Origin of the sequence: Eubacterium sp. AB3007 (genome assembly GCF_000688015.1) — a bacterium.
In the GTDB taxonomy this organism is placed as follows: domain Bacteria; phylum Bacillota; class Clostridia; order Peptostreptococcales; family Anaerovoracaceae; genus Aminicella.
The window spans coordinates 18,021-43,889 of sequence record NZ_JIAD01000001.1 but is presented as its reverse complement, the minus strand read 5'-3'; the positions used below and the strand labels follow the sequence as shown (position 1 = coordinate 43,889).

At 54.2% G+C, this 25,869-nt stretch carries 24 protein-coding genes; 4 read left to right on the top strand and 20 right to left on the bottom strand.

Features of this window, described 5'->3' with window-relative positions; all coding sequences use genetic code 11:
• Nucleotides 1-5: 5 nt before the first annotated feature.
• From P156_RS0100160 to P156_RS0100115, 10 genes are all read right to left on the bottom strand, one after another.
• The gene (locus tag P156_RS0100160) at nt 6-1,376 is read right to left on the bottom strand and encodes a V-type ATP synthase subunit B (RefSeq protein WP_027868421.1); all 1,371 of its coding nucleotides are present in this window, start codon (nt 1,374-1,376) and stop codon (nt 6-8) included.
• Nucleotides 1,369-3,144 (bottom strand): V-type ATP synthase subunit A, encoded by a 1,776-nt coding sequence (locus P156_RS0100155; RefSeq protein ID WP_027868420.1) that lies wholly within the window; start codon nt 3,142-3,144, stop codon nt 1,369-1,371. The genes P156_RS0100160 and P156_RS0100155 overlap by 8 nt, the downstream gene beginning before the upstream one ends.
• Nucleotides 3,144-3,467 carry a V-type ATP synthase subunit F gene (locus tag P156_RS0100150; protein WP_027868419.1) on the bottom strand — a complete coding sequence of 108 codons (324 nt, stop codon included), beginning with the start codon at nt 3,465-3,467 and terminating at the stop codon, nt 3,144-3,146. Before P156_RS0100150 ends, P156_RS0100155 begins: the two co-directional genes overlap by 1 nt.
• A gap of 12 nt (nt 3,468-3,479) precedes the next feature.
• A complete protein-coding gene (locus tag P156_RS0100145; RefSeq protein ID WP_027868418.1) occupies nt 3,480-4,502 on the bottom strand; it encodes a V-type ATPase subunit in 1,023 nt (340 codons plus the stop codon).
• 4 nt (nt 4,503-4,506) lie between these two features.
• Nucleotides 4,507-5,094, bottom strand: coding sequence for a V-type ATP synthase subunit E (locus tag P156_RS0100140; RefSeq protein ID WP_027868417.1), 588 nt, complete (start codon nt 5,092-5,094; stop codon nt 4,507-4,509).
• Nucleotides 5,095-5,130: 36 nt separating this feature from the next.
• Entirely contained in the window at nt 5,131-5,598 is a 468-nt protein-coding gene (locus tag P156_RS0100135; protein ID WP_027868416.1) for a V-type ATP synthase subunit K, read from the bottom strand.
• A gap of 14 nt (nt 5,599-5,612) precedes the next feature.
• Nucleotides 5,613-7,580 carry a V-type ATP synthase subunit I gene (locus P156_RS0100130; RefSeq protein ID WP_051600418.1) on the bottom strand — a complete coding sequence of 656 codons (1,968 nt, stop codon included), beginning with the start codon at nt 7,578-7,580 and terminating at the stop codon, nt 5,613-5,615.
• Nucleotides 7,581-7,585: 5 nt separating this feature from the next.
• On the bottom strand, nt 7,586-7,906 hold the full coding sequence (locus tag P156_RS0100125) for a hypothetical protein (RefSeq protein WP_027868414.1): 321 nt from the start codon (nt 7,904-7,906) through the stop codon (nt 7,586-7,588).
• A 197-nt stretch (nt 7,907-8,103) separates the two neighbouring features.
• Complete coding sequence (locus P156_RS0100120) at nt 8,104-10,149, bottom strand: hypothetical protein (RefSeq protein ID WP_027868413.1); 2,046 nt, start codon at nt 10,147-10,149, stop codon at nt 8,104-8,106.
• The gene (locus tag P156_RS0100115; protein ID WP_027868412.1) at nt 10,149-12,239 is read right to left on the bottom strand and encodes an RND family transporter; all 2,091 of its coding nucleotides are present in this window, start codon (nt 12,237-12,239) and stop codon (nt 10,149-10,151) included. The genes P156_RS0100120 and P156_RS0100115 overlap by 1 nt, the downstream gene beginning before the upstream one ends.
• Before the next feature lie 135 nt (nt 12,240-12,374).
• Here P156_RS0100115 and P156_RS0100110 point away from each other — a divergent pair, with 135 nt between their 5' ends.
• On the top strand, nt 12,375-13,004 hold the full coding sequence (locus P156_RS0100110; protein WP_027868411.1) for a TetR/AcrR family transcriptional regulator: 630 nt from the start codon (nt 12,375-12,377) through the stop codon (nt 13,002-13,004).
• A gap of 16 nt (nt 13,005-13,020) precedes the next feature.
• Here the strand turns inward: P156_RS0100110 and whiA are convergent, their stop codons facing one another.
• The 3 genes from whiA to P156_RS0100095 form a co-directional block, all read right to left on the bottom strand.
• Nucleotides 13,021-13,962 (bottom strand): DNA-binding protein WhiA, encoded by a 942-nt coding sequence (gene whiA / locus P156_RS0100105; protein ID WP_027868410.1) that lies wholly within the window; start codon nt 13,960-13,962, stop codon nt 13,021-13,023.
• Between the two features lie 277 nt (nt 13,963-14,239).
• Nucleotides 14,240-15,070, bottom strand: a complete 831-nt coding sequence (locus P156_RS0100100) for a 3-keto-5-aminohexanoate cleavage protein (RefSeq protein WP_027868409.1) — start codon at nt 15,068-15,070, stop codon at nt 14,240-14,242.
• A 153-nt stretch (nt 15,071-15,223) separates the two neighbouring features.
• The gene (locus P156_RS0100095) at nt 15,224-15,523 is read right to left on the bottom strand and encodes a hypothetical protein (protein WP_027868408.1); all 300 of its coding nucleotides are present in this window, start codon (nt 15,521-15,523) and stop codon (nt 15,224-15,226) included.
• Nucleotides 15,524-15,794: 271 nt separating this feature from the next.
• Here P156_RS0100095 and P156_RS13475 point away from each other — a divergent pair, with 271 nt between their 5' ends.
• Together P156_RS13475 and P156_RS13470 are read left to right on the top strand one after the other, a co-directional pair.
• Nucleotides 15,795-16,136: an IS110 family transposase gene (locus P156_RS13475; RefSeq protein WP_242838673.1), complete on the top strand. Its 342-nt coding sequence runs from the start codon at nt 15,795-15,797 to the stop codon at nt 16,134-16,136.
• 32 nt (nt 16,137-16,168) lie between these two features.
• A complete protein-coding gene (locus tag P156_RS13470) occupies nt 16,169-16,618 on the top strand; it encodes a transposase (RefSeq protein ID WP_242838672.1) in 450 nt (149 codons plus the stop codon).
• Between the two features lie 168 nt (nt 16,619-16,786).
• Here the strand turns inward: P156_RS13470 and rapZ are convergent, their stop codons facing one another.
• The 4 genes from rapZ to P156_RS0100070 are packed head-to-tail and all read right to left on the bottom strand — an operon-like array spanning nt 16,787 to nt 20,509.
• Nucleotides 16,787-17,653, bottom strand: a complete 867-nt coding sequence (rapZ, locus tag P156_RS0100085) for an RNase adapter RapZ (protein ID WP_034801939.1) — start codon at nt 17,651-17,653, stop codon at nt 16,787-16,789.
• A 9-nt stretch (nt 17,654-17,662) separates the two neighbouring features.
• A complete protein-coding gene (locus P156_RS0100080) occupies nt 17,663-18,427 on the bottom strand; it encodes a PHP domain-containing protein (protein WP_185752086.1) in 765 nt (254 codons plus the stop codon).
• On the bottom strand, nt 18,417-19,280 hold the full coding sequence (murB, locus tag P156_RS10905) for a UDP-N-acetylmuramate dehydrogenase (RefSeq protein WP_051600413.1): 864 nt from the start codon (nt 19,278-19,280) through the stop codon (nt 18,417-18,419). The genes P156_RS0100080 and murB overlap by 11 nt, the downstream gene beginning before the upstream one ends.
• Nucleotides 19,277-20,509, bottom strand: coding sequence for an AI-2E family transporter (locus tag P156_RS0100070; protein WP_027868405.1), 1,233 nt, complete (start codon nt 20,507-20,509; stop codon nt 19,277-19,279). The genes murB and P156_RS0100070 overlap by 4 nt, the downstream gene beginning before the upstream one ends.
• A gap of 83 nt (nt 20,510-20,592) precedes the next feature.
• On the opposite strand from P156_RS0100070, the gene P156_RS12560 reads away from it, so the two are divergent.
• Complete coding sequence (locus P156_RS12560; RefSeq protein ID WP_051600411.1) at nt 20,593-21,165, top strand: metallophosphoesterase; 573 nt, start codon at nt 20,593-20,595, stop codon at nt 21,163-21,165.
• A 203-nt stretch (nt 21,166-21,368) separates the two neighbouring features.
• On the opposite strand, the gene P156_RS12555 is transcribed toward P156_RS12560, so the two are convergent.
• The 3 genes from P156_RS12555 to P156_RS0100050 form a co-directional block, all read right to left on the bottom strand.
• Complete coding sequence (locus tag P156_RS12555; RefSeq protein WP_051600409.1) at nt 21,369-23,459, bottom strand: sigma 54-interacting transcriptional regulator; 2,091 nt, start codon at nt 23,457-23,459, stop codon at nt 21,369-21,371.
• A 156-nt stretch (nt 23,460-23,615) separates the two neighbouring features.
• Entirely contained in the window at nt 23,616-25,004 is a 1,389-nt protein-coding gene (gene gltA / locus P156_RS0100055; protein ID WP_027868404.1) for an NADPH-dependent glutamate synthase, read from the bottom strand.
• Nucleotides 24,997-25,854, bottom strand: a complete 858-nt coding sequence (locus P156_RS0100050; RefSeq protein WP_034801936.1) for a sulfide/dihydroorotate dehydrogenase-like FAD/NAD-binding protein — start codon at nt 25,852-25,854, stop codon at nt 24,997-24,999. The genes gltA and P156_RS0100050 overlap by 8 nt, the downstream gene beginning before the upstream one ends.
• Between the last annotated feature and the right edge of the window lie 15 nt (nt 25,855-25,869).

Genomic DNA, 25,869 nt, shown 5'->3' with positions numbered 1-25,869 from the left:
CCTCACTATCCAAGGTATTTCTCGATGTACTCGTCTCCGATACGCTTCAGTTCGGACTTCGGCAGCAACTTCAACAGTTCCCATCCGGTGTTCAGCGTTTCCTCGATGCTCCGATCCTTCTCAAAGCCCTGAGATACGTAGTTCTTCTCGAATTCCTCACTGAACTTGGCGTACATCAGATCGATCTCCGTCAACGCCGCTTCGCCCAGGATGGTCATCAGTTCCAGACACTCCTTGCCTCTGGAATAGGCAGCGAACAACTGGTTCATGGTGTCCGCATGATCCTCTCTGGTCTTTCCTGTACCGATTCCCTTGTCCTTCAGACGGGACAGGGAGGGGAGCACGTCGATGGGCGGCTGGATGCCTTTCCGGTCAAGCTCTCTCGACAGAATGATCTGCCCCTCTGTGATGTATCCGGTCAGGTCCGGGATCGGATGGGTAATATCGTCCTCCGGCATGGTCAGGATGGGGATCATGGTGATAGATCCTGCCTGCCCCTTCTTACGGCCGGCTCTCTCGTACATCGTTGCCAGGTCCGTGTACAGGTATCCCGGATACCCTCGACGTCCCGGAACCTCCTTACGGGCAGCGGATACCTCACGCAGAGCTTCCGCATAATTGGTGATGTCCGTCAGGATGACCAGCACATGCATATCCAGGTCGAAAGCCAGATACTCCGCTGCAGTCAGCGCCATACGTGGTGTTGCGATACGCTCTACCGCCGGGTCGTTGGCCAGGTTCATGAACATGACCGTACGATCGATGGCGCCGGTCCGTCGGAAGTCAGAAGCAAAGAAATCCGCTTCCTCATAGGTAATACCAATCGCCGCAAACACTACGGCAAAATTGCCGGCATCGTCTCCTAGTACTTTGGCCTGTCTGGCGATCTGCGCCGCCAGATTGGCATGAGGCAGGCCACTTCCGGAGAATATCGGCAGTTTCTGCCCTCTGACCAGGGTGTTCAGTCCATCGATGGCGGAAACCCCTGTCTGGATGAACTCCGCCGGGTAATCCCTGGCTGCCGGGTTCATAGGTAGACCGTTGATGTCCATTTTCTTCACCGGGATGATGTCCGGGCCACCGTCTTTGGGACGGCCCATACCGTCGAACACACGTCCCAGGATCTCCGGCGATACCGCCAGTTCCGTACCGTGTCCGAGGAAGCGGACGGCACTCTCCTTCAGATTGATACCAGCCGCACTCTCGAATAACTGCACGGTAGCATCCCCGCCGTTGATCTCCAGCACTTTGCAGAAGCGCTTCTCTCCATTTGGAAGGATGATCTCCCCAAGTTCGTCGTAGGTGACTCCTTCTACGTCCTGCACCAGCATCAGAGGGCCGGCAACTTCTGATATCGTTCTGTATTCTTTAATCATCGTCCTCATCCTCCTTGCTCAGTGTCTCGGAGACTTCCGCGTTCAATTGCTTCAGGATATCCTCGTAAACTTCGTCGATCTCCTTCTCCTCCACATACTTGAACCGTCCGATGGTCTCCCTCACCGGCAGGACTGCAAGCTTGTTGAAGGACGCGCCCTTGGCGACAGCCTCCTTCGACTCATCGTACCAGGCAAGGATCAGTTTCATCAGTCTGTACTGCTTGTTCATGGAAGAGAACGTGTCCACATCGTGGAATGCGTTCTGATGCAGGTAGTCCTCTCGGATGGATTTGCTGGCCTCCAGCTTCAGTCGATCCTCAAAGGAGAGCGCATCCACGCCTACCAACTGTACGATCTCGTTCAGGCTGGCCTCCTCCTGCAGCAGGGTGACCGCTCTCTGGCGCAGCCGCGGGAACTCCTTGGCCACATTGTCCTCGAACCAGGGTGTCAGCCTCTCAATATATAATGAGTAACTGTTCAACCAGTTGATGGCCGGGAAGTGTCTGGCTCTGGCCAGGCTGGCATCCAGCGACCAGAACACCTTGACGATCCGCAGCGTTGCCTGCGAGACTGGCTCGGAGATGTCTCCACCCGGCGGGGATACGGCACCGATGGCGGACAAAGCCCCCAACCGGCCTTCTTTTCCCAAAGAAATGACACGGCCGGCCCTCTCGTAGAACTGCGCCAATCTGGATGCCAGGTAGGCCGGATAGCCTTCCTCACCCGGCATCTCCTCCAGACGACCAGACATCTCACGCAATGCCTCCGCCCATCTGGAAGTAGAATCAGCCATCAACGCAACAGAATATCCCATATCCCGGAAGTACTCCGCAATAGTAATGCCAGTGTAAATGGAGGCCTCACGGGCAGCTACCGGCATATCTGACGTATTGGCGATCAGAACAGTCCGTTTCATCAACGACTCGCCGGATCTTGGGTCTTTCAGTTCCGGGAACTCCATCAGTACATCCGTCATCTCGTTCCCACGCTCTCCGCAGCCGATGTAGACCACAATATCCGCGTCCGCCCACTTGGCCAGCTGGTGCTGCACCACGGTCTTTCCGGATCCAAAGGGACCAGGTACGGCGGCCACACCGCCCTTGGCGATGGGGAACAAGGTGTCGATGACACGCTGTCCTGTGATAAGCGGCATCTCCGGAACCAGCTTCTCCTTATATGGTCTTCCGACTCGAACGGGCCACTTCTGCATCAGACTGATCTCTCGATCCCCCTCTGCAGTCTCCACGACCGCCACGACTTCTTCAACTGTATAGGTGCCGCTCTTGATGGACTTGATCGTGCCCTTCACCCCATAGGGGATCATGATCTTCTGTTGTACGATCACAGTCTCCTGAACGGTACCAATGATATCACCGGCTTCCACCTCATCTCCAACTCTGGCGGTAGCCACGAACTCCCATTGTTTCTCTCTATTCAGCGCAGAGACCTGGATACCTCTTGCGATATTGGCCCCCTGCAGACGGAACATCTCCTCCAACGGTCTCTGGATCCCGTCATAGATACTCTCGATGAGTCCCGGGCCAAGCTCTACGGACAGCTGTGAACCAGTGGTCTCCACCGGCGCGCCCGGACCGATGCCTGCTGTCTCCTCGTATACCTGGATGGATGCCTCGTCACCTCTCATCTCGATGATCTCGCCGATCAGACCGATCTCACCGACACGAACCACGTCGAACATGTCGGCGTGGGACATCCCCGATGCTACGACCAGCGGGCCCGATACCTTAACGACTTTTCCCTGACTCATTATTCATCACCTCCGAACAGTATATCTGCTCCCACAGCGCGTTCCACGGCTTTGCGTACGCTCATCAGGCCATTCCCCGATGCCCCGTCCTTGCCGGGGATCAGGATGATGGCCGGGAGCCTGGAGTCGCTGTACTTGTCTATTTCTCCCGCGGCCTCCTCGGCCAAATCCTCCGTGATATAGAGGATGGCATACTCACTTTCCGCCAGTCTGCGGATGAGCTTTCTTGCCTCACGTCCCTCTTCACACGGAAATACATCCAGTCCCACGGCCTTGAAGCCAACCACGGACACGGGATCTCCTATTACTCCTATCTTATACATCTGTATTCTCCATCAATCCGTATATGTCTTGCTGAGGAACTTAAGTGTCTCCTCCGGGTCCTGGTGGATCAGGATGGCGTTCAGGATGATCCTGATGTTGTCGATCTCCTGCTCTTTGGCATACCAGTATCCTGCGATGGGTTCGATGCCGATGACGTAGTTTCTGGACTTTTGATTCTCGTCCATCAGAACATCATCCAGAAGTTTCTCCACCATCACAAAGGTACCCGTCTCCTCCAGAGATCTGGCCCCCTCTGCAAGCGCATGTCTGAGACCGGGATGCACCAGCTTCTCCGCCACCTGCACCAGTCCCTCATCGTAACTCGAAACAAAAAAGTCTTCGGTGATGGTGCCCTCCTCCAGGAACACCTTCTTGAAGAAGGACCAGGGTTTCCCCATCGCCTTCAGCCTTACAAATGCCTTCAGGTTCAGAATGTCGATCTGCAGCCTGGCCATGTCGATCAGGAACTGGGATTCTGTCTCCCTGGCTCCCATGACGATGTCCTTGTAGCATGCTTTGTCCAACACCAGATCGATCTCCTGCGGGTCGCCGCTCCTTCCGAAAATATCCAGCGCCTCCTGCACCGCGTCCCTCATGATCGGGCGCATCCTTGCGTAGTTGCGGTCCCTCACCATGGCTACCATCATCTTCCAGTCGATGTTGCCCTGAGAGATGAGCTGATCCTCATTGGGTGTGAGGCCCAGCGCCTCTGACTTTAGACAGACCTTGATGTTGTGGTAATCGAAGGGATACAGCCACGGAGCAAGTTCAATTCTGCCCGGAAGATTGCGGAAGACCATCTCATAGAGCTTTCTTTGCTCGTTCCGGATGAACCATTCCACATCGTCCTCATCGTCGGCGTCCTTTGGATCGTCATACCCGAACTCCGCAAGCAGCGTTCTTGCTGCCGACAGATCCGCACAGTTACAAAGCCGTACCAGGTCCTCGTGTTTCATGAGTCTCGCCGTGTAGCACCCGATAAAAGCATCTGCAAAGATATATTCATCTTCTGTTCTGATTGTCAGATCTCCCATATCTCTACTCCTGCCTGCCGAACAGCATGCCCGCCACTTCCGCAGTCATGTCATCCCGCATATCCTCTGACAGGGCCTCGATGGATGCGTTGTAGTAGGTGCTTCCATCCCTTATCAGCAGGCCGCCCCGAAGATCTCTCTGCTCTTCAGAGATGGTGAACTTCCCTGACGGAAGTTCTGCCTTCAGACGCTTCAGAAGGTCCTCTCCCAACGCCGCATCTTTCCGGGCCAGGATGATCTCCCCGCCGGAAAGGCCCTGTGCCTTGACCAGCGATACCAGAAAGTCCATGTACTTCTCTGCAGGCGCCTCTGCCACCTTCTCGATCGCTGCCCCAAAGCATTCCTCTATCAATTCCTGTTTTTTTGCGAGGGTCACGTTCTTCCCGTCGATGACCGCCACAGCCTTGCGGCTGACCACCTGTTTGTCCCGGGTCTCGGCGCCCTCCTTCTCCGCATCGGCGATGATTTTTTCGGCTTTCTTGTTGGCTTCCTTGACGATATCCCAGGCTTGCTTCTTGGCCTCGCCTATGATCTCGTCTGCCTTCGCCTTTGCATCTTGCTCGATCTTCGAAGTGATCTTCTCTATACTCATAGTCTCACATCCTTTTTGTGAAAGATAGCTCTATCCTTACAGGCCTGCATTGAACAGGATCAGGATGGAAATGAGCAGTCCAAAGATCGCGTAAGTCTCTACCATTGCAGCATAGATGATGCCCTTTGCCATCTGATCCGGGCGCTTCCCCATGAGCATGATTCCTGCAGCTGCCGCTTTCCCCTGACCGATACCGGACCAGATACCGATGAGTCCCACCGGAATCCCGGAAGCCAGTACCCACCAACCGGTGGTAATATCCAGATCCATGTTCCCGCTGAAGAACCCAACCCGGACAAAGATAAGGAAGGTCATCAGAAGTCCGTAGATACCCTGTGTTCCAGGAAGTGCCTGCATGAGCAGAGTACGTCCAAATTTCTTCGGATCTTCTGCCAGCACACCTGCTGCTGCCTGTCCGGCGATACCGACGCCCAGACCACTTCCTATACCTGCCAGAGATGCAATCGCTGCACCGAGCAATGCTAATGCGTTACCAGTAATCATTGTTAATACCTCCATTATTTAGAATCGTCTATCCTGACATATGTCGTATCCCTGATGAACGGACGGAAAGGCTCCCCGCCGTCCTCATAGAACTTGCCGAAGAACTCCACGTACTGCAGTCGGCTGGAGTGGACAAAAGCGCCCAGCACGTTGATCGCCATACTGAATACGTGACCGAACACACCGATGATGATAAGGGCAATCGCGCCCTTGATCCCTGTGCCTACCATGGAGGCCATCAGGTTCACCACACTGGCGATGACGCCGGTTGCAAGTCCCAGCGCCAGAAGTCTGGCGTAGGACAGGATATCAGAAATATAGCTGGTGATGTTGTACACCGATGACAATCCGCCTGTCACCTTGCCCACTATGCTCGCCGCATGACGACCGCCCGTCAAAAGCAGTACGAGTATGCCAACGATGAACATGTATTTGCCCGGTGTGGTCAGTCCGGGAGAAATCGAATCACCGCCCAGCCATAGGCCGGCTCCAGTGACCACCAGATACCAGGGTACCTGGTCAAAGATCGCATCCCACAGCTGTCCGCGCTTGATCTTCATGTACATATCGATCCCCATTCCTACGAACAGGTGCACGATACCGAACAGGAGCGAGAAGATCAGCAACCTGGTCGGATCATCCATCGGGTTGAACCACAGCGGCTGGATGGTGATCGTCTTTCCGAACACCGTGCTGGCCCAGGTCTGTATCAGATCCCCAAAATACCCGCCGAACATGATACCCCAGAATATGGTGGCAATGCCGCAGATCATGAACATCTTGATCATCTTGTAGGTGGTACCTTCCAGAGGGTATTTCCGCAAGATCCACCAACAGGCGATGGTAATCACCGCCCCATAGCCCGCATCACTAAGCATGATCCCGAAGAACAGCGCATAGAACACTGCGAATATATTCGTCGGGTCGAAGCCCTTGTAATCCGGAAGAGAATACATCTCTGTGATAGCCTGGAAGGGGAAGGCAAATCCATTGGTCTTCAGAAGAACCGGCGGTACCTCGTCCTCCCCTGGGTCGGTATACTCGAAGAAACATCCCTCGTCATGGAGCACCTTGCTGACCTGCTCCCGAACTGGCTCCGGCACCCAGCCCTCCATATAGAAGGCGCGCCTTGTCTTGAGGAGACTGGACTTGATGCGTTCTCTGTCTCTCTCCATATCCAGCTCATCCCGCAGGCACTGGAAGTCGAATAACAGAAAACTGTGATCCGCCAGCGTCTTGCGTATATGCGCAAGCTCTTTCTCCATGGTCTTGATCTCTGTCTGTATCCGCTCCGTGTTCTCCCGGGCGGTCCCCCGGAGTCCCTCGAAGGGCATCCTGGTATATCCCCATTGTTTCAGGAAAGAGATGATGTCGTAGTCCACCTCTCTCTTGGTAGAGATGATCACAAGATAGATCATCTCCTCGTCACGGCTGACTTCTCTCATCACCGTGTACTCGTTGTCTTTCAACACTGCGTTGTACAGCTCTTCCAGGTCGCAGGTGATGGGCACAAAGCCTGTATCCACATCCGTGTACCTGGTACCATTCACCTCAAGTGGGATGTCGTAGTCCTGCCACGGCCCCAGCATGACCAGATCGGTATTCGCCTTGTTGATCTTCTCCTGAAGGCTGTGCTGCCTCTCGTTCAGTTCCAGAACTTCGTCTACATCCTTCAGGATGGTCTCTCTCTTGCTGACGATGTCATTGAACTCCGTGAGGCCGATAGACCTTCTGGTAGCAAAAAGAGGCGCCTTGACGTCGCGGGTATCCTCAATGGCTTTGATCGCAATGCCTACCCGGTTGGACAGGGCATCCATCTCCACTACCTTCTCCTCATCTCCGTCGCGCCTTGCGACGGCAGCCCACCTCTCGTCGTTCAGTCTGCTGCCTTCGTCATTGATCTGTACACATCCCAGATGGATGAGCTGAGAGATCAGGTCTTCCTTCACAGTGTCGAGGCCGATGACATGGACCTTCTTCATACTGATTACTGACACTGATCCACGATCCTTTCTGCGATCCAATCGATCGCCTTTTCTTTGTTTGCACGGGCCTGCTCAAGTATCAGCATATCTGAGGCTTCCGCCTCTTTCATATACGCCTCATACTGGCTGATAGAGGTATTCTCCCCTTCCGCGATGCATTCTCTGCGGATCGTTTCCGCCTTGCTTCTGGCACGCGCGATGATCCCGGACGCTTCCGTTTTGGCATCCTCCAGGATCTTCTTCGCTTCGGCGCGAGCATCCTTCTGCATCTGCTCAGCCCTGCTTTCGCTCTCATTGATCTTGTTGAGTTCATCAATAAACAAGCGAATCACCTCCTCCTATAATACAACCGGCGCAACGAGAACGTGCTCCGGCTGCTTGCAATATCAAGAAATTCCAGATTAGTCAAAAATATTATACCACATAAACATAAATGGTGCAACTCACCAAAAAAGCTATAAGAATATGCAACAATCATAACAAGAAAACCCGCGTTTGACGCGGGTTTCTCTGGATTCTCTTATTTTGTCGACACGCCATCGATCTTGTAGATGAAGGATACCTGCTCGTAGGAGCCCTTTCCCTCGAAACTCTTGTAGGACTTGGCGGCGCGGTTCACCGACTTGGCGTTGTCGATCACGTTAAGCATGTTGGAATCGTCCAGCTTGCGTAGTTCGCCCTTCACCTTGTCCATGGCACCGTCCACAGCACTGTCCAGCGCCTTGGTCCCCTTGGCCAGCTGACCCATTCCCTTGGCAAACTGGGCCTGTCCGCCGCTGAACTTCACCGTGCCCTTGTAGAGTTCCATGGAGCCATCGCTCAATTTGTTGACGCCATTGGCCAGGGTCTTACTGCCGCCCTGGAGCTTGGTGACGCCTGTGTAGAGCTGATCCGATCCGGTAGCCAGCTGCTGTGCGCCCGGGATGAGCTGCCCGGACAAAGCCTTGTTCACCTCGCCGAGGCCAGCATCGACCTGGGAGGCACCACCGGACAGCTGGGAAGCGCCCTTGTCTGCATCTTCGACTCCTTTAGCCAGCTCCGCCGCTCCATCAGAGACCTGCTCGGTCCCATCTTTCAGGTCATGTGCGCCCTTGACAAGCTCGCTGACATCGGCTTCGCCCATGGACTTTGCAATCTTGTCAACGCCGCCGGTATATGCTTTTACACTGTCTTCGTAGCCGCTCGCTCCCTCGCTGGTGCCTTCGGCGGCTTCCTTGGCCTTCTCAAGCAATTCCTTTGCCTTCTTGGCCTCTTCGGAATCATCGCCCTCCAGTGCCTTGATGGCTGCATCTATGGCGTCCTTTGTGGAGCCTGCGCCCTCCGCGATCTTACCGGCCCCGGCGTTTAGATCCGAACTGCTCTCACTGAGTTTTCCAAGGCCTTCGCCGGTCTGACCCAGACTGTTCGCCAACTGATCCACCCCGGCAGATACCTGGGACGCTCCTTCCGATGCGCTCTTGGCCCCTTTTTCCAGATTCCCAGCGCCTTTCGCAAGTTCACCAGTGCCTGTCTTCAGATCAGCGGCGCCATCGGCCACCTGCTTGCTGCCAGCCTTCAGGGCCTGGGTGCCTTCCTTGGGGCTGTTCCCATACATCTTCTGAAGTCCATTCAGCAGACCGGCATTGCCATCCGCTACGGCCTTGCTTCCCTTGGCCAGTTCACCGACACCGTTGGTCAGGGTCGGTACGCTCTTCTTCAGCTGACCGTTTCCGTCTGCTACTTCCTTGGCGCCAGCCACCAGAGACTTGCTGCCTTTGTTCAGTTTCTGCGCTCCGGTGTTCAGCTTGTCTGCGCCATCCTTCAACTGCTCCGTACCGTCGGCCAGCTTGCCGGCAGCTCCTTTCATCTCGTCGATCTTGGCGATGAGGTCGTCAGCATTGTCTACCTCACTGAGATCGATCTCCTTGAAGGCATCGTTGGTCACCACGGTGTAGATCTCACCCACATCATAGTTGTCTGTATCCGCCTGGATGTAGACTTTGTCCGGGATGGTGAGGAGGTTGGAATTCAGCGCCAGACCTTCCTTCACGCCGGGAAATGCGAAACCGACGGCGATCATGTTGGCGCCGTCATCGACCACCTTCCCCGGTGCTACCGATACGTTGGAGAAGTCCTCGCTGGAGAAGATGGCGCCGGTCAGTGCCATGAACGGCACCGGTGTCCCGTCCTTCTCGACCTCAGAGGAATACTCGATCTCGATGGTCACATGCCCGCTCTTGCCGGCAAGCTTGTCGGCCGGGATCTCTTCCCCGTCCAGATAATAGGTCACATCCATCGCCACCGGAAGGTCTGCATCCTCGTACCCATCATAGGCGAGCGAACCGTCGTTGTTTACGATGCGTTCGTATGGACTGCCGTCCGGCTTCTGAAGCACATAGACATGCTCACTATCCTGTTTGGATCTGTGCTCTTTCTTCTCGGAGGTCGCCTTGCTCTTCGCCTCGGTGCTTCCGCTCTCTGCATAGGCCGCAAAACCAAAGCTGAAACAGGTCACCAGACAGGTGGCCAGCAGAACGACCAGGGTCTGCCTGTTTCTACGGCTTATAGAACCAAATCTTGCTCTCATTACCTTCCTCCTTGCTGAATCTGTCGTAATCCGCTCGTTGTCTTCAGAACGATCCCATCAAAGGCCATCAACAGGGACGGCAGGACCAGGATGACGGTGGCCATGCTGATCACCGCGCCTCGGGCCATCAGGGTGCACATGGCGCTGATGATACCGATATCTGAATAGAGGCCGACCCCAAAGGTCGCCGTGAAGAAACCGACGGCGCTCACCAGGATCGAAGGGATCGAGGTGGCCGAGGCGATCTCCACCGCCTCTCGTCGCGCCTTTCCGGCCATTCTTTCTGTCTTATACCTGGTGGACATGAGGATCGCATAGTCCACCGTGGACCCCAGCTGTATGGTGCTGACGCAGACCGGCACCAGGAATGCCAGTTCCGTGCCTGTGTAGCCCGAGATCCCCAGGTTCATGTAGATGGCGAACTCGATGGAGGCCACCAGGATGAACGGCAGGGAAATGGACCGGAGCACGAACAGTATAATCAGGAACACTGCACCGATAGAGATGAAGTTGACAATCCTGAAGTCTCTGGCCGTCAGCGTAATCAGGTCCTTCATGGCAGGTCCTTCCCCGATGACCTTCGCGGTCTTGTCATACTTCTGAACGATGCCTGTGATCTCATCGATCTGGTCATTACAGGGATCAGAAGATACCTTGTATTCCGAGTTCACCAGGATCAGCTGGTGCTCCTTCCCGATCAGCGCGTCGTGGAGCTGAGATGGAAGGAACTCTCTGGGTACCGCAGGTCCCAGGAATGCGTCGATCCCCAGCACGTTCTCCACACCATTCACCTTCTCGATGTCCTTGGACATGGCCCGGCCATCCTCCGGCGGGATGTCCTTGTCGGCGATGATCATATGGGTGGAGGCGATGCCGAAATCATCCTCCAGCTTGTGGTTGGCTTCCAGGAAGGGAGCCTGCTCCACGGTGAGATCCTTGCCCAGGATCCTGGAAAAGTCATAGATCACGTTGTCCTTGGTGTAGCCATACACCGCAGGCACCACCAGGATCAGAAAAATAACAATATATCCCTTGTAATGGGAGGTAAGCCGCCTCGCGATCCCACTGCAGTCGGGGATCAGAGATCTGTGACGCGTCTTCATCAGAACCTTGTTGAAGAGAAGGATCATCGATGGCAATATAGTAACACTGGCGATGACTCCAAACACCACACCCTTGGCCATGACGATCCCCAGATCCATGCCCATGGTAAAGGTCATGAAGCACAATGCCAGGAAGCCGGCAACTGTAGTGATGGAACTTCCGGTGACAGACACCAGTGTGGCGTTCACGGCCTCGCTCATGGCCTGCTTCTCTTCCATGCCCTGATCCCTCTTCTCCATGTAACTGTGCCACAAGAAGATGGAGTAGTCCATGGTCACCCCCAGCTGCAATACAGCGGCGATGGCCTTGGTGATGTAGGAGACCTCTCCCATGATGATGTTGGACCCCATGTTGTATAGGATGGCCATGCCGATGCTGGCCAGGAATATGATCGGCGCGAAATAGGAGTCCAGCAACAGCATCATTGCGATCAGCGACAGGATCACCGCGATGGCCACGTACTTGGCCTCTTCCTCTTCGCAGAGGTTCTTCAGATCCTCCACGCAGGCGGTCATGCCGGAGGCAAAGCACTGCTTGCCACTGATCCTCCGGATCTCCGCCACCGCGTCCATGGAGTCATCATCTGATATGGATGTATTGAAGAAAACCACGATCATGGAGGCATCCTCGTTGTCGAAGTTCTCCCGCACTTCCTTGGGATACATGGACCGGGGGATCAGGGGATTGATCACCTTGTCCAGATCGATGACGCTCTCCACGTGGTCGATCTTCTTGTATTTGGTGGCCAGCGCGTCCACGTCCTCCTTCTCCATGTTCTCTGTCACGACGATGGTAAATCCGCCCTTATTGAACTCCTTCATCAGCAGATCCTGTCCCTTGACGCTCTCCATGTCCTTCGGCAGGTAACTGAGCATATCGTAATTGGTTCTGGTGCCCAGGTACCCCAGGAGCGAAGGGACCAGCAGGATGATCGCCACGATGAGGATGAGATGTCTGTACTTAACTACCCTCTCGCCGAATTTCATAAGCCCTCCCTAACTAATATACTTCTTTACAGAAAGCATCATAGCACAAAACTGACCTTTCGTCAACAAAAAGTTGACCATCCGTCAATATTGTGCTATATTGTAAGAGAACTATTTGAAATTGAGGTTATTACTATGGGCAGAAACGAAGAAAAAAAACTTCAAAAACGAACGGCCCTGATGAACAGCGCCTATGAGCTCTTCACCACGACCGGGTTTCACAAGACCCCTGTGCTTGCCATCACCCTGAAGGCCGGCGTCAGCAAGGGTTCCTTCTATAACTATTTTGAAGACAAGGAAGCGATCCGAGACGCGCTGATCATACAGAAATCCGGAGAACTGCTGGATGAGGGGCTGAATGCCCTCTCCGACTCCGGGCAGGCTATCTCTCCGATCGACAAGTTCATCTTCCTGATCAACTATGTGCTGGATCGTCTGGCGGAGGATCTGTCTCTCCTGCGGTTCATCTCCAAGAACCTTTCCTGGGGACTCTTTTCCAATGCAGAGAAATATCAGAAAGATGCCACCAATGAGACCATCGACTTCCGCGCCTTCATCACCCGTATGCTGGAGGAAGACGGTATCCTTCCCACGAAAAAAATCGAGTTGGCGATATTCACGATCCTGGAACTCATCAACTCGACCTGTTATAATGTGATCCTCTACGGGGAACCTGCCTCTCTCAGCGAGTACAAGCCCTATCTCTTCCGCTGTGTGCGTCAGATCTTCACCAGCAGCCTGGAACCGGAAGGCACGCTCGCATAGCTTTGTGCAGAAATCCCTAAAGCTTATCCGCAAACTCTATGATCCTCTTCATCCGGTTGTTGACACCGGATTTTTTTAGTGGGGGATCCATCATCTCTCCCAGTGCCGTCAGGCTGGCGTCTGGATTGCTCTCCCTAAGTTCGGCCAGATCCCGCAGCTTGGGCGTCAGCTTCCCCATGGCATCCATCTCCCGGATCCTTCGTATGGCCAGGCGCTGCCTCTCAGAAGCATCCAGCGTGCGGTCCATGTTGGCGTTGTCGCAGTTGGTCATGCGGGTAGCCTGGTTGCGCATTTCCTTGGAGATGGCCACATCCTCCAGCTCCAGCACCTTGGTGTAGGCCTTCATGATGGCCAGGGTGTCTCGGATGTACTGGAAGTTCTTCATGTACACGATGTACTTGTCCCCTCGCCTGGTGATCTTGACGGAGAGGTCATCGAAGGTGTTGATCAGATGGCGCAGATCCTTTGCCAGCGTGTTACTCTTCAGGACGAACTCCAGGTGATAGCCCTTCTGTGGGTCGCTGATCGTCCCCGCCCCCAGAAAGATGCCGCGCATATACGCCTTGCGGCAGCACTTGGTACGAATGATGTCCCGATAGATACCGTCGCTGATGTAGTTCATCTTCTGCTTCACCATGAGCATCCCGGTCTCCCGCAGGATGGAATCAGAATCATCCAGATCGGTGACCGTGAGGATGTAGGAATAGCCCTTCCGCGGCGCCGGCGCCTTCTCGATATCCAGTTCCGTATCCACATCAAAATAATCCCGGATCAGCCCCTTGAAATGCCTGGCTACCGCCGGATTATCTGTGGTCATGGTCAGCCGCACCCGGCCGCCGCCCGCAATGAGAAATCCCGCGGTCACTCGAAGAAACCCGGCGATCTCCGCCAGCTTGCAGCAGTCCTTCTCCGGGATCACCCGGGCCAGTTCGTTCTTGGTATCTGTGGAAAATGACATGTGATTCCCTCTTTTCTTTGTCTGAAGTTATAGTACCGCAGATCGCCGCCGGCGTCAATGCACAGAAACGGATGGTGTGTCAGATCGACTCTCCTCTCAGATTGTTGGTTGTTCGATTATGGCAAATCCGGCTATGCTTATGGCACTGCCATAACCATACGCAATTCTGCCATAATCCCCCCAAGGCTCCACCGCCGCCCCTCTCTGCACAAAGCAATATAAAAGGGATGCTCCCGATTTTGGAACATCCCTTTTCCATGTCTTACCGATTCAGATACTATTTCAGAGGAGCCAGGCCCAGGATCTCTCTTGCCTCAGCCGGAGTTGCGATCTCTCTGCCCATCAGCTTAGCGATCTTGACAGCCTTCTCGACCATCTCGCCGTTGCTCTTGGCCAGGACGCCCTTCTCCAGGTACAGGTTATCCTCAAAACCAACTCTGACGTGTCCGCCCAGAGCGATGGTGCCGGCTACGATGTTCCAGCAGTTCTTTCCGATACCGGTAGCGGTCCAAGTGGAACCAGCCGGGATGGAGTCGACCATGAATGCCAGGTCACGAACGGTAGCGCTCATCTGTACGCCCAGAACGAAGTCCCAGTGCAGCGGGTGGACCAGCAGGCCCTTTCTGTCAGCTGTCTTCAGCGCCAGGTCGATCATGCCCTTGTCGAAAACTTCCAGTTCAGGCTTGATGCCTCTTTCCTTCAGGATCTTCGCAAAGTTGATGATGGTGTTGTCAGTGTTGACAAAGATCTCGTCTCCACCGAAGTTGCAGGTTCCACAGTCCAGAGTAGCCATCTCCGGGGTCGGAGTGATCTCTGTGGACTCCAGTCTCTCCAGGTCGGTCATGCCAACGGCACCACCGGTGGACGGCTGAATGATGACATCCGGGCACACCTCTCTGATGGCGTCAACGCACTCCTGGAATCTCTCCTTGCTCTGTGTCGGTGTTCCGTCATCTTCTCTGACATGCAGATGGATCAATGCTGCTCCTGCATCGGCTGCAGACTTCGCCTCTCTGACGACTTCTTCTACGGTATAAGGTACGTTCGGGTTCTGCTCCTTGGTTACTTCTGCACCGCAAATGCAGGCACTGATGATCAACTTTTCCATAATGAATCTCTCCTTTATCTCTCAATAATATACAAAGCATAGGTGCCCTCAAAGCACATCTTCAGTATAGCACGCACACAAAAGCGGTTCAACAGGCCCGCGACCCCGCGAACAGAAATTGAACCGCTGTTTTTCAACTGAACCGTTATCGAATCACTCTTCGTCCTTCTCGCTCATGCTCTCGACAATATCCTCATTCCTTTGCGTGATATGGAATCTGTCCTCTTTATTCTTTACTGGGGCCTTCCCCTCGTTTGCCAATCTCATAGATTCTGCCACCTGCCATCTACGAGATAACTTACGATCGTTAAGCCACCTTTTGATACCAGTTTCTTTGCTTTCTTTCTTTTCTTTTGACGAAGAAAAGTCCATCTCCTTTCCAGTAATCTGCTTGTATACTATACTTATGAGACACAATACAACCACAACTGCAAGCAGGATGATAATGCCCATACTTCCCCTTGTATGATCAATATAGAAGCGAATTGACCATGTTTCCTTTCGTTTTCTAAACGTGATGCCATAATACATTCAGATACTGTGGATAAGTTATTTTTCCCTGTAGTACGACTACTGGATAGGAGTGTATTACCGCTACATTATCTGAATCGTTTATAGCTGGATTTGCCGGAGCGTGCTCTGAGCACTCATTTCCATCAAGTCTACGAAGGTGATCGTTAAAGTAGGCATCACAGTATCTCGCTTAAGGAAGGGAGATGTTCCTATGAATTACGTTGGCATTGACATTGCCAAACTCAACCACTTCGCGTCGGTCGTTTCGGACGACGGTGAGGTGCTCGTTAAGCCGTTTGAATTCACGAACGACAATGATGGCTTCTATCTGCTGCTTTCAAAGCTCAATGTCTTTGATACCGACAGCCTCATCATTGGTCTTGAGTCTACGGCACACTACGGCAACAACCTGTTGTTCTTCCTTGTCTCAAGAGGCTTCAAGGTTTGCCTGATCAATCCGATCCAGTCGGCCGCCATGCGGAGAAACAACATCCGCAAGACCAATACTTCTTCAAGTCTGGACTTCATCAGAAAACCTGTTATGCCATCCTGAAGGAGGCTCCTTCGCATCAGCAGATTGCTTCCATGCATTTGACTCATCTGAAGTCCCTTCTTGTCTCCACCTCCCACGGTCGCTTCAAGAAGGAAATGGCCTTAGAGTTAAGAGTTCTCGCACAGAAGTCAGTCGGCATCAGCGACCATGCCCTGTCCATCCAGATCGTTCAGTCTATTGAACAGATCGAACTGCTGGACAGACAGATCCAGGATGTGGACGCCGAGATGAAGGATATCGTTGATACCCTCGATTCCGTGATCATGACGATCCCTGGTATCGGATACATCAACGGTGGAATCATTCTCGGAGAGATCGGCGATATCCATCGTTTCTCACGTCCGGGTAAACTGCTTGCTTACGCTGGCCTTGATCCAGTGGTCTATCAGTCTGGTAAATTCAGAGCTACCAAGACAAGAATGTCCAAACGCGGATCCCCGCCCTGCGCTATGCTCTCATCAATGCCGCTCACAATGTCGTGAAGAACAACAAGACCTTCCACGACCTCTATGAGAAGAAACGTGCTTGCGGCTTTGTCCCTGACTGAGAGAACAGGTTCGGAGGGAGGGGCGGCATGATTAGGTTGAAGGTCATCACCTCAATGGCGCTGATATGATGAGAGACTGCGCGGCGGCAGTCTCTTTTTACACTTATAGTTCCCTGTGGTCCACCGTCACCCGGAAGCCCTGTTCAGAGAAGATCCTGCCCATCTCGTTGGCCAGCGTCACAGAGCGGTGCTGTCCGCCGGTGCAGCCAAAGGCGATGTTCAGGTGGTTCTTTCCCTCTTGGGCATAGTAAGGCGCTATGGTGCGGATCATGTCCAGAAGCTTGTCGCAGAACTGGCGTGTGATGTCGAACTTCAGCACATACTTCTGGACCTTCTTATTGTTTCCCGTAAGATGCCGAAGGGACTTGACATAATAGGGATTGGGAATGAATCTGGCGTCGAACACCATGTCCGTCTCCTCCGGGACCCCGTACTTATATCCAAAGGAAATGATGTTGATGGAGAAGGGGTGGCCGCCGGCACTTGCCGGCTCGTAGATCTGGGAAAGTTCCAGACCAAAGCCCGGGATATTCAGATTGGTGGTATCCAGCACATGGTCCGCCCGGGCACGCAGGTCTGCCAGCATGTTCCGTTCCATCTCGATGACTTCCTGGCCGGTCCGCCCATGGCTCAGAGGGTGGTTGCGCCGGGTCTCATTGAAGCGCTTGATCAGGCTGGCATCCGAGGCTTCTACAAACAGGATATCCCATTCCACATCCTCCCGGCTCTTCAGGTATTCCAGGCTCTCGTTCAGGCCGTTGAAGAAATCTTCACTGCGGATATCCATCACAAACGCGGCTTTGTCAAGGCCCGCCGACTTGAAGGAACTCAGTTCCAGAAAGTTCTTGATGAGCGCCGGCGGCATATTGTCGATACAGTAATATCCGTGATCCTCGAACCAGTCTGCGGCCACGGTCTTGCCGGAACCCGACAGCCCGGTGACGATGACGACCTTTATCTTCGATTCCATCTCTCTCTCCTATATCTGGCGAATGTTGACGATACGATCCAGATCCAGGCCTGCCTCTGCGGCCCGCTCCAGTCCTCCCCGAAAGCTGCCGACTCTGTCCGGCGTGTGGGCGTCGCTGCTGATCACAAAGCTGACATCCTCGCGCATGCAGATTCTGATCTCCTCCACCGTCAAGTGAGTGTGCCAGGTGCTGATCTCCATCCATGTTCCCTTCCGGGCGCAGGCTTTGGCCACCTCCGCCATGTCCAGATCCCCCTTGTCCCCGGGATGGGTGAGGATCTTCAGATCGTTCTCCAGCACCGCCTTGACGTTCATCTCCGTGTTAGCATCGTAGAGCCGGCTGCGGGTACCCTTCCCGGCTGCCCCATGGGCCGCCATCCAGTTGCCGGTCATGTGGCTCTGCCTGGTGCCGAAGTGATACCCCGCGATGAGGAAATCGAACTGATCCGCCTCTCGCAGACTCACATCCAGGTTGTTTTTCCCGTTGTTCACGATGTTGGCTTCCACGCTGAGGTATAGTTTGATTTCGGGATATTTCTTCTGGAGTTCTGTCAGCTGCCGCCGCATCACCGGGATGTCATCCCGTCGGATGCCGTAGAACATATGGCCCGGTCCGTGGTCCGAGATCGCCAGCTCCGATAATCCGCAGGCGATGGCCGCCTGCACGTTCTGTTCCATCGTCCCCTTCCCGTGGGGTCGGATGGTCCCGTGGGAGAAGATCGTATGCGTGTGATAGTCGAATGTCATCCTGTAATTGTCCAAGTTAATCCCCAATAATCCTGACCTCCGGTTCCAATCTTACCTGAAATCTGTCGTACACGGTCTCCTGCACCAGGTGCATCAGCGTGATAATGTCCGTCGCGGTAGCCCCGCCGGTGTTGATCACAAAGCCCGAGTGAAGCGGCGACACCTGGGCTCCGCCTACAGAGACCCCCTTCAATCCCGCATCCTGAATCAGTTTCCCGGCAAAGAACCCTTCCGGCCGCTTGAAAAAGCTCCCGGCGCTGGGATACTGTACAGGTTGCTTGGCGTTTCGCTTTCCTGCCAACTCCTTCATGTGCGCAGCGATGGTCTCCGGATCCCCCTTCGCAAGCTGCAGCGTCACCGAAAGCACGACGCCATCGTCCTCCTGGAAGTTGCTGTGCCGATAGCCCAGCTCCATCTCCTCAGCAGGGATCTCTGCAATGGTCAGATCCTTACGCATCACCCTGGCGCTGACCACGATATCTTTCATCTCACCGCCGTATGCTCCCGCATTCATGAACAGCGCGCCCCCGATGCTCCCGGGGATCCCGCTGGCAAACTCAAACCCGGTCAGGCCCTCTGCCAGTGCCCGGCTAGCCACCTGGGACATCAGCACTCCACTTCCGACGATGAGGCGATCGTTCTCCACACGCATGGTACAGAAATCTCCTTGGAGTTTCAGCACGATCCCCTGATACCCTCCATCGGTGAACAGCAGGTTAGACCCATTGCCCATCATCATGAATTCCCTGCCAGACTGGCGCACCACACGGGTGACCTGAACCAACTCCTCCTCGTTATCGATGAGGACCAGCTCAGCCGCACGCCCCCCTGCCCGGAAGGTGGTATACTTACTCATATCGACATCTTTCAGTCTCTTCATAGAATGTCCTTTCTGTCTATATCATACTTGTTGAATTCCTGATAATCCTCCGTAGCCTCCGGCAACTCCTTCCGGCGCAGCCGTTTCTCTACGATTTGTTTCATGTAGTAATAGAACACAGCAAACAGCGGTACACCCAGGATCATGCCCGCAAACCCGAACAGGCCACCGAACACGATGATGGCGAACATGACCCAGAAACTGGCCAGCCCCGTGCTGTCTCCCAGGATCTTCGGCCCCAGAATATTCCCATCGAACTGCTGCAGCACCAGGATCAGGAGCAGGTACTCCAGCGCCTTGATGGGACTCACCACGCAGATGATCAATGCTGTGGGGATCGCTCCAATGAACGGTCCAAAGAAAGGGATGATGTTGGTCACGCCCACGATGGTAGAACAAAGTTCCGGATACGGCATCCCAAAGATCCGCATCAACACGTAGCACAGCACACCGATGATCGCAGAATCAATGATCTTGCCGTTGATGAAACCACCGAAGGTCCGGTTGGTGAAGTTGCCGAAGTCAAAGATCCGCTTGGCCTTAGACCGGGAGAAGAAAGCGTTGATGATCTTGGTGGCCTCCGCCTTGAATCGTTCCTTGCCGTTCAGCAGATAGACGGAGACGATGATCCCGATCAACACGTGCAAGAAGGTCCGCACTGTGAGCAAAACTCCCTCGGAGACCCGGCCCACATACTTATCCAGCCCCGGCAGAACATGCTCGGTGAACACGCCAAACAGGTTCTCGTAGGAATTGTTCAGAGTATTGGAGATCATACCCGCGATCTTCTCGTTGAAAGTATTCCCCAGCGTTTCGTTGATCCAGACTGTCAGCATACTAACCCGCCCCGGCGTCACTTGCACCAGCGTGACGATGCTGTCGATCAGCGATGGGATGAGCATGACTGCAAGCCCTGCCACCACCCCAAAGATGGTCAAAAGCGCCGCCACCGTACCTGCGATCTTGGCGATCCGGAAGGCGCGTTTCTTGTCCATGACCTCGTCCAGGCGATGGTAAACGCGTCTGGTCACCGTGTTATAGATGGGACAAAGCAGATACGCCATTACAAAGCCTATGATAAAGGGGCGCAAGATCCCCACTATGGTATCCCAGGCAGCCTGCAGACTGCTGAGGTGTACCAGGGCCAGGTAGAACCCGATCAGCGCCGCTCCCGCAAAAAAAATGGTGAGACCCAGCTTCCAGTATTTCTCCTCGATCATTTTTCTCATGTTCTTACCTCTTTTCTCTATGATACCACAAAAATCCGTGTTAGAATACATATATATTTTATCGAGCAAGACAGGAGACTACCATGAATATCTTTGTGATCAGCGATACCCACGGCCATCTGGAGAAAACCTATGAGATGTTTCAGAAGCTTTCGTCCATGACCCCGGATGGAAAGCCCTTCGATCGGATCATCCACTGCGGTGACCATGACCGGGACGCCCGGTCCATCGGCGACTACCTGGGTCTCCCCACTATTGCGGTGCCGGGCAACTGCGATTTTGGCGGACGGGAGGACTTTCAGGTCGTCCGGACAGAGTTCGGCAACATCCTGGTGACCCACGGCCACTTCCAAAAGGTAGATTGGGACACCCATCTTCTGGCCTACCTGGCTCAAGAGAACGACTGCCGGATCGCCTGTTTCGGACACACCCACCGGCCATATTTTCAAAAGGATGGCGGTGTGCTTTGTGTGAACCCCGGAAGCCTCACCTCACCGCGAGACGGCACCCTGGGCTCCTGTGCCATCCTGACGCTGGACCAGCGAGGGGCGGACGGCGGCATCTACTACTATGAGCATGTGGTAGGCTCCAAAAAGAAAAAAACATCCCGGGGAGGATTCCTCCGGGGGATGGTAAACTACAGCGACCGATTCTAGAGACCTAACCCCATTCGCGAAGCGAATGGATGGTAGGTCCTATGTCAGGGTTGCCCAAGAGCGCAAGCCTGCGAAGCGCGATTGGTTGCAACCTACGGCTAGAGACCTAACCCCATTCGCGAAGCGAATGGATGGTAGGTCCTATGTCAGGGTTGCCCAAGAGCGCAAGCCTGCGAAGCGCGATTGGTTGCAACCTACTAACCCTAAAGCCCATACTTCAGCTTCTTTCGCGCCAGCGTTGTCTGCGGCAGATTCAGCAGGTCTGCCGCTTTTCTTGTGGTCTTTTCTTTCTTCAGGGCGTATTCGATGAGTCTCTTCTCCTGCTGCTCCATGATCTGGTGGAAGTCCAGGGCGTCATTGCGATCGTAGCTGCGTTGCACGCTCTTCACCATATCCTTGTAGGCACTTTCGTTCAGCAGTTCGTTTACACTTTCCTCTCTGATGATACTGCCGCGGCTAGCGATCACCAGTCGGTGCACCACATTCTCCAGTTCCCGCACGTTACCTGGCCAGTAGTAATCATGAAGCGCCCGCAGCGCACCCGGGGCGAACTCCTTCTCCGTGCCGTATTTCCGGTTATAGGACTGAAGGAAAAACTCACCCATGGCCATGATGTCCCCTCGCCTCTCCCGCAGAGGAGGCACCTCGATGGTGCAGATATTGAGGCGGTAGTAAAGGTCCTCACGGAACTTTCCTTCGTCCACCAGCTGGCGCAGAGGGACGTTGTTGGCGCAGATCACGCGCACGTTGACGTTGATCTGCCGTGTGCCGCCTACCCGGTAGAACTGATTCTCCTGAAGAACCCGCAAAAGCTTGGACTGCATGTTCAGCGAAAGTGTCCCGATCTCATCCAAGAACAGAATCCCGTCGTTGGCCAGCTCAAAATACCCTGCCTTCCCTTTGCTTTGTGCTCCGGTGAAGGCCCCCGCCTCGTAACCAAAGAACTCTGATTCCGCCAGGCTCTCGGCGATGGTTGCGCAGTTGATCTTGACACAAGGTGCAGAGCACCGGGCACTGTTCTGATGAATCAGTTGCAGCACCTTTTCCTTTCCGACACCAGTCTCGCCCTGAATGATCACGTTACAATCGTACCCGGCGATGTTCATCACGTCCTCCACCATGCGGGCGGTCACCACATCCTGGTAGATGAACCCGTCGTCTCTTCCTGTGGCGTTGATCTTGTGGGCGTTGGCTCGGCTCTTGGTGATGCCCAGCTTGCTGGAAGCTTTCTGGTACAGCCGGTCCACCTCTTCCATCTTATGATGCAGGCTGTGCATCAGGTGCATGCTGAACTCGTAATACCCCTGCACGAACTGGTCGAAAGCAAACGCTGTGACGACCTTGCCCACCGATTGGGCACAAAGCACGGCTTCCGCATAGTTGTTGGACAGCGAGGAAAAGTACATATATCCGTTCTGTCTGGTCAGTTGTAACGCCACGCTCTCCGTCCCCCGGATATCATCGGTGATGATGCTCATATCCACCCGCGTCTCTTCTCCCAACTTCTTCTGCAGGTCACAGAAGGCCTCAAGCGGGTTGCGGAAGTCAACAAATATGATCTCCCGAAAGAGTGGCTCCATACACTGACGGATCTCTCTGCGGGACATCTCCTCGTTTTGAAACTCATCCATGATGCCGATGACCTGGCAGTTCTCTCCGATGGCTTCCTGCATGGCTGCCGCATAGATCAGCATGGTGTGTATGCTGCTTCCGATGATGGCCACTGTGCGACAAAGCCGTTCGCTGGCGATCTCATAGGTGCTGTAGATCGAGCCTGCCTCATCCAGTGCTGCCAGCATATAGGTCTCTCTGAGCCCCGGCTCCGGCCTAAACAAAGGAGACTGCTCAAAACAGATGGCATACCCGCTGCACTCCAGCTGTCCGTATTTATAATCGATATGATCGATCCGGTCGATGTGGATAGGAATAGCGCCCAAGGTCGCCGCGTAATAGACTTTGTCTCCCACGGCGAAATCCATCTCTCCGCGAAATCCATCTGCGATCTCTTCCACGGTGCCCAGAAATACACCTCCCGTGCCGGTGAAAGGGTTCTGCAACTTGCCCCGCTTCTCAATGATGTCCAGGATACGGGCCTTTACCTCGATCTCCTTGTAGCCGCAGCTGCTGAGGATCTGCTGAAAATTGTCCCACTCCAGATGGATCCGCTCAATTCGTACCCGCATCTCTCCCGGACCAATCTCACGACTGTTATCCAGTTTCCATGCTACCAAGGGAAAGACTCCGTTGGGTTCCACTACTCTTCGCAGACCGATGTCTCGTTTCCTCATCCCCATACACTCTTCTCCTTCTTCTGTGATTATCATCTCCCAATTTTATCACAAACCCACGTATATTCCCACCCCTTTTGACCCATTTTCGAATCAGCCCCCCAAAAAAAGACTGCTGCGCAGTTCGCACAGCAGTCCACTATTGATAGATTTACTATTTGGTTATTTGCTCAGGAACTCATCAATACCTGCAGCAGCTACCTTACCGGCTCCCATCGCCTTGATAACGGTGGCAGCACCTGTGACAGCATCGCCACCGGCAAAGATCTCAGGCCGGTTGGTGCAGGCTCTGTCGTCAGTGCCGATTCCACCTCTAGCGTTGGCTTCCAGATTCTTGGTGGTGTCGATGATCAGAGTGTTCAGCTTGGTTCCGATGGCCATGATGACATAGTCCACATCCTCAACAAAGTTGGAACCCTCAATCTCAACCGGACGTCTTCTGCCGGATGCATCCGGCTCGCCCAGTTCCATCTTCACACACTCGATGCCCTTGACGTCGCCGTTACCATCGTCAAGGATCTGTACCGGATTGGTCAGATAGTGGAAGATGACGCCTTCCTCTACAGCGTGGTGGATCTCTTCTGCTCTTGCAGGGATCTCATCCGCGGAACGACGATAGATGATATAAACGTCTTCAGCACCCATTCTCTTGGCACATCTGGCTGCGTCCATAGCTACGTTTCCGCCGCCTACGACAGCGATCTTCTTGCGGTGCATGATCGGTGTATCGTACTCGTCTCTGTAGGCCTTCATCAGGTTGATTCTAGTCAGATACTCGTTTGCGGATACAACACCCAGCAGGTTCTCACCCGGGATGTGCATGAAGGACGGGAGTCCAGCACCGGTTCCGATGAATACGGACTCAAATCCTTCTTCCTCGATCAGCTCATCAACGGTGATGGCTCTTCCGATGATGGCATCGGTGACGAACTTGACACCCTTGGCCTCCAGCTTGGAGACTTCAGCAGCTACGATCTCCTTGGGGAGACGGAACTGAGGAATACCGTAGACCAGTACGCCTCCGGTCTTGTGCAGAGACTCAAACACGGTGACTTCATAACCCTTGTTGATCAGGTCGCCAGCGCATGCCAGTCCCGCAGGACCTGCACCGATGATAGCTACCTTATGACCGTTGGTTTCCACAGCCGGGATCTCTTCGTCACCAAAGTTGGCAGCGTGCCAGTCAGCAACGAATCTCTCCAGACGACCGATGGATACCGGCTCGCCCTTGGTGCCACGGACACAGACGCCCTCACACTGGTTCTCCTGGGGGCAGACACGTCCGCAGATAGCGGGCAGAGAACTGTCCTCACTGATGATCTGATAAGCAGCCTCAAAATCTCCCTCTGCAACCTTGGCTACAAAGTCAGGGATCTTGATCATTACCGGACATCCGCCCATGCAGGGCTTTTTGCGGCACTTGAGGCATCTCATTGCCTCGCTGATCGCCTGCTCAGGCGTATATCCCAGGGTTACCTCCAGGAAGTTCTTGTTACGAACCATCGGATCCTGTTCAGGCATCGGATTTTTCTTCATTCTCAGATTAATCATAGTAACGTACACCTCCTGTCAGACGGCAGACATGTTCTCTGTCATATTTCTCCTGCTCAGCGTAGTATGCACTTCTCTGGAGTACCTCGTCCCAGTTGACCTTGGATCCATCGAACTCAGGTCCGTCGACGCAGACGTACTTTTCCTCGCCATCGATGCTGACACGGCAGCCACCACACATGCCTGTTCCGTCGATCATATAGGCGGTCAGGGATGCGATGGACTTGATGCCGTGCTTCTCAGCGATCTGGCAGGTGAACTTCATCATGATCGGAGGTCCGATAGCGACGATCTCGTCGTACTCATTGCCTTCCTCGATCAGCTGCTCCAGCTTCTGGGTGGTGAACATCTTCTCACCGGCAGAACCGTCATCGGTCACCAGGAACAGTCTGTCTGTGCCTGCTGCGAACTCATCCTGCAGGATGACCAGATCCTTGTTCTTGAATCCGGTGATCATGTCCACGTGGATGCCGTGGTTGTGCATTCCAACGGCCAGGGGGTATGCCAGAGCGTTACCGGTACCACCGCCGACGACGCAGACCTTCTTCAGGCCTTCCATCTCTGTCGGCTTACCCAGCGGGCCAACGATATCAGCGAAGCAGTCGCCTACTTCCATCTGATCCATCAGCATGGTGGATCTGCCTACTGCGGCGTAGATCAGATCGATGGTGCCATCCTCTGGATGCTCGCCGGCCATGGTGAGAGGAACCCTCTCACCATATTCATCTGTACGAAGGATGATGAACTGACCCGGCTTGGCTTTCCTGGCTACCAGCGGTGCTTTGATGACCAGCCAGGTAATGTTATCGTTCAGCTTTCTTTTGCTTACAATTTCAAATCTTTTTTCCATGATCAACCCCTCCTC

Bases quoted from the DNA above. Each gene is read 5' to 3' on its own strand.
- P156_RS0100160 (WP_027868421.1), bottom strand. From the start codon at position 1,376: ATGATTAAAGAATACAGAACGATATCAGAAGTTGCCGGCCCTCTGATG.
- P156_RS0100155 (WP_027868420.1), bottom strand. From the start codon at position 3,144: ATGAGTCAGGGAAAAGTCGTTAAGGTATCGGGCCCGCTGGTCGTAGCA.
- P156_RS0100150 (WP_027868419.1), bottom strand. From the start codon at position 3,467: ATGTATAAGATAGGAGTAATAGGAGATCCCGTGTCCGTGGTTGGCTTC.
- P156_RS0100145 (WP_027868418.1), bottom strand. From the start codon at position 4,502: ATGGGAGATCTGACAATCAGAACAGAAGATGAATATATCTTTGCAGAT.
- P156_RS0100140 (WP_027868417.1), bottom strand. From the start codon at position 5,094: ATGAGTATAGAGAAGATCACTTCGAAGATCGAGCAAGATGCAAAGGCG.
- P156_RS0100135 (WP_027868416.1), bottom strand. From the start codon at position 5,598: ATGATTACTGGTAACGCATTAGCATTGCTCGGTGCAGCGATTGCATCT.
- P156_RS0100130 (WP_051600418.1), bottom strand. From the start codon at position 7,580: ATGAAGAAGGTCCATGTCATCGGCCTCGACACTGTGAAGGAAGACCTG.
- P156_RS0100120 (WP_027868413.1), bottom strand. From the start codon at position 10,149: ATGAGAGCAAGATTTGGTTCTATAAGCCGTAGAAACAGGCAGACCCTG.
- P156_RS0100115 (WP_027868412.1), bottom strand. From the start codon at position 12,239: ATGAAATTCGGCGAGAGGGTAGTTAAGTACAGACATCTCATCCTCATC.
- P156_RS0100110 (WP_027868411.1), top strand. From the start codon at position 12,375: ATGGGCAGAAACGAAGAAAAAAAACTTCAAAAACGAACGGCCCTGATG.
- whiA (WP_027868410.1), bottom strand. From the start codon at position 13,962: ATGTCATTTTCCACAGATACCAAGAACGAACTGGCCCGGGTGATCCCG.
- P156_RS0100100 (WP_027868409.1), bottom strand. From the start codon at position 15,070: ATGGAAAAGTTGATCATCAGTGCCTGCATTTGCGGTGCAGAAGTAACC.
- P156_RS0100095 (WP_027868408.1), bottom strand. From the start codon at position 15,523: ATGGGCATTATCATCCTGCTTGCAGTTGTGGTTGTATTGTGTCTCATA.
- P156_RS13475 (WP_242838673.1), top strand. From the start codon at position 15,795: ATGAATTACGTTGGCATTGACATTGCCAAACTCAACCACTTCGCGTCG.
- P156_RS13470 (WP_242838672.1), top strand. From the start codon at position 16,169: ATGCATTTGACTCATCTGAAGTCCCTTCTTGTCTCCACCTCCCACGGT.
- rapZ (WP_034801939.1), bottom strand. From the start codon at position 17,653: ATGGAATCGAAGATAAAGGTCGTCATCGTCACCGGGCTGTCGGGTTCC.
- murB (WP_051600413.1), bottom strand. From the start codon at position 19,280: ATGAAGAGACTGAAAGATGTCGATATGAGTAAGTATACCACCTTCCGG.
- P156_RS0100070 (WP_027868405.1), bottom strand. From the start codon at position 20,509: ATGAGAAAAATGATCGAGGAGAAATACTGGAAGCTGGGTCTCACCATT.
- P156_RS12560 (WP_051600411.1), top strand. From the start codon at position 20,593: ATGAATATCTTTGTGATCAGCGATACCCACGGCCATCTGGAGAAAACC.
- P156_RS12555 (WP_051600409.1), bottom strand. From the start codon at position 23,459: ATGGGGATGAGGAAACGAGACATCGGTCTGCGAAGAGTAGTGGAACCC.
- gltA (WP_027868404.1), bottom strand. From the start codon at position 25,004: ATGATTAATCTGAGAATGAAGAAAAATCCGATGCCTGAACAGGATCCG.
- P156_RS0100050 (WP_034801936.1), bottom strand. From the start codon at position 25,854: ATGGAAAAAAGATTTGAAATTGTAAGCAAAAGAAAGCTGAACGATAAC.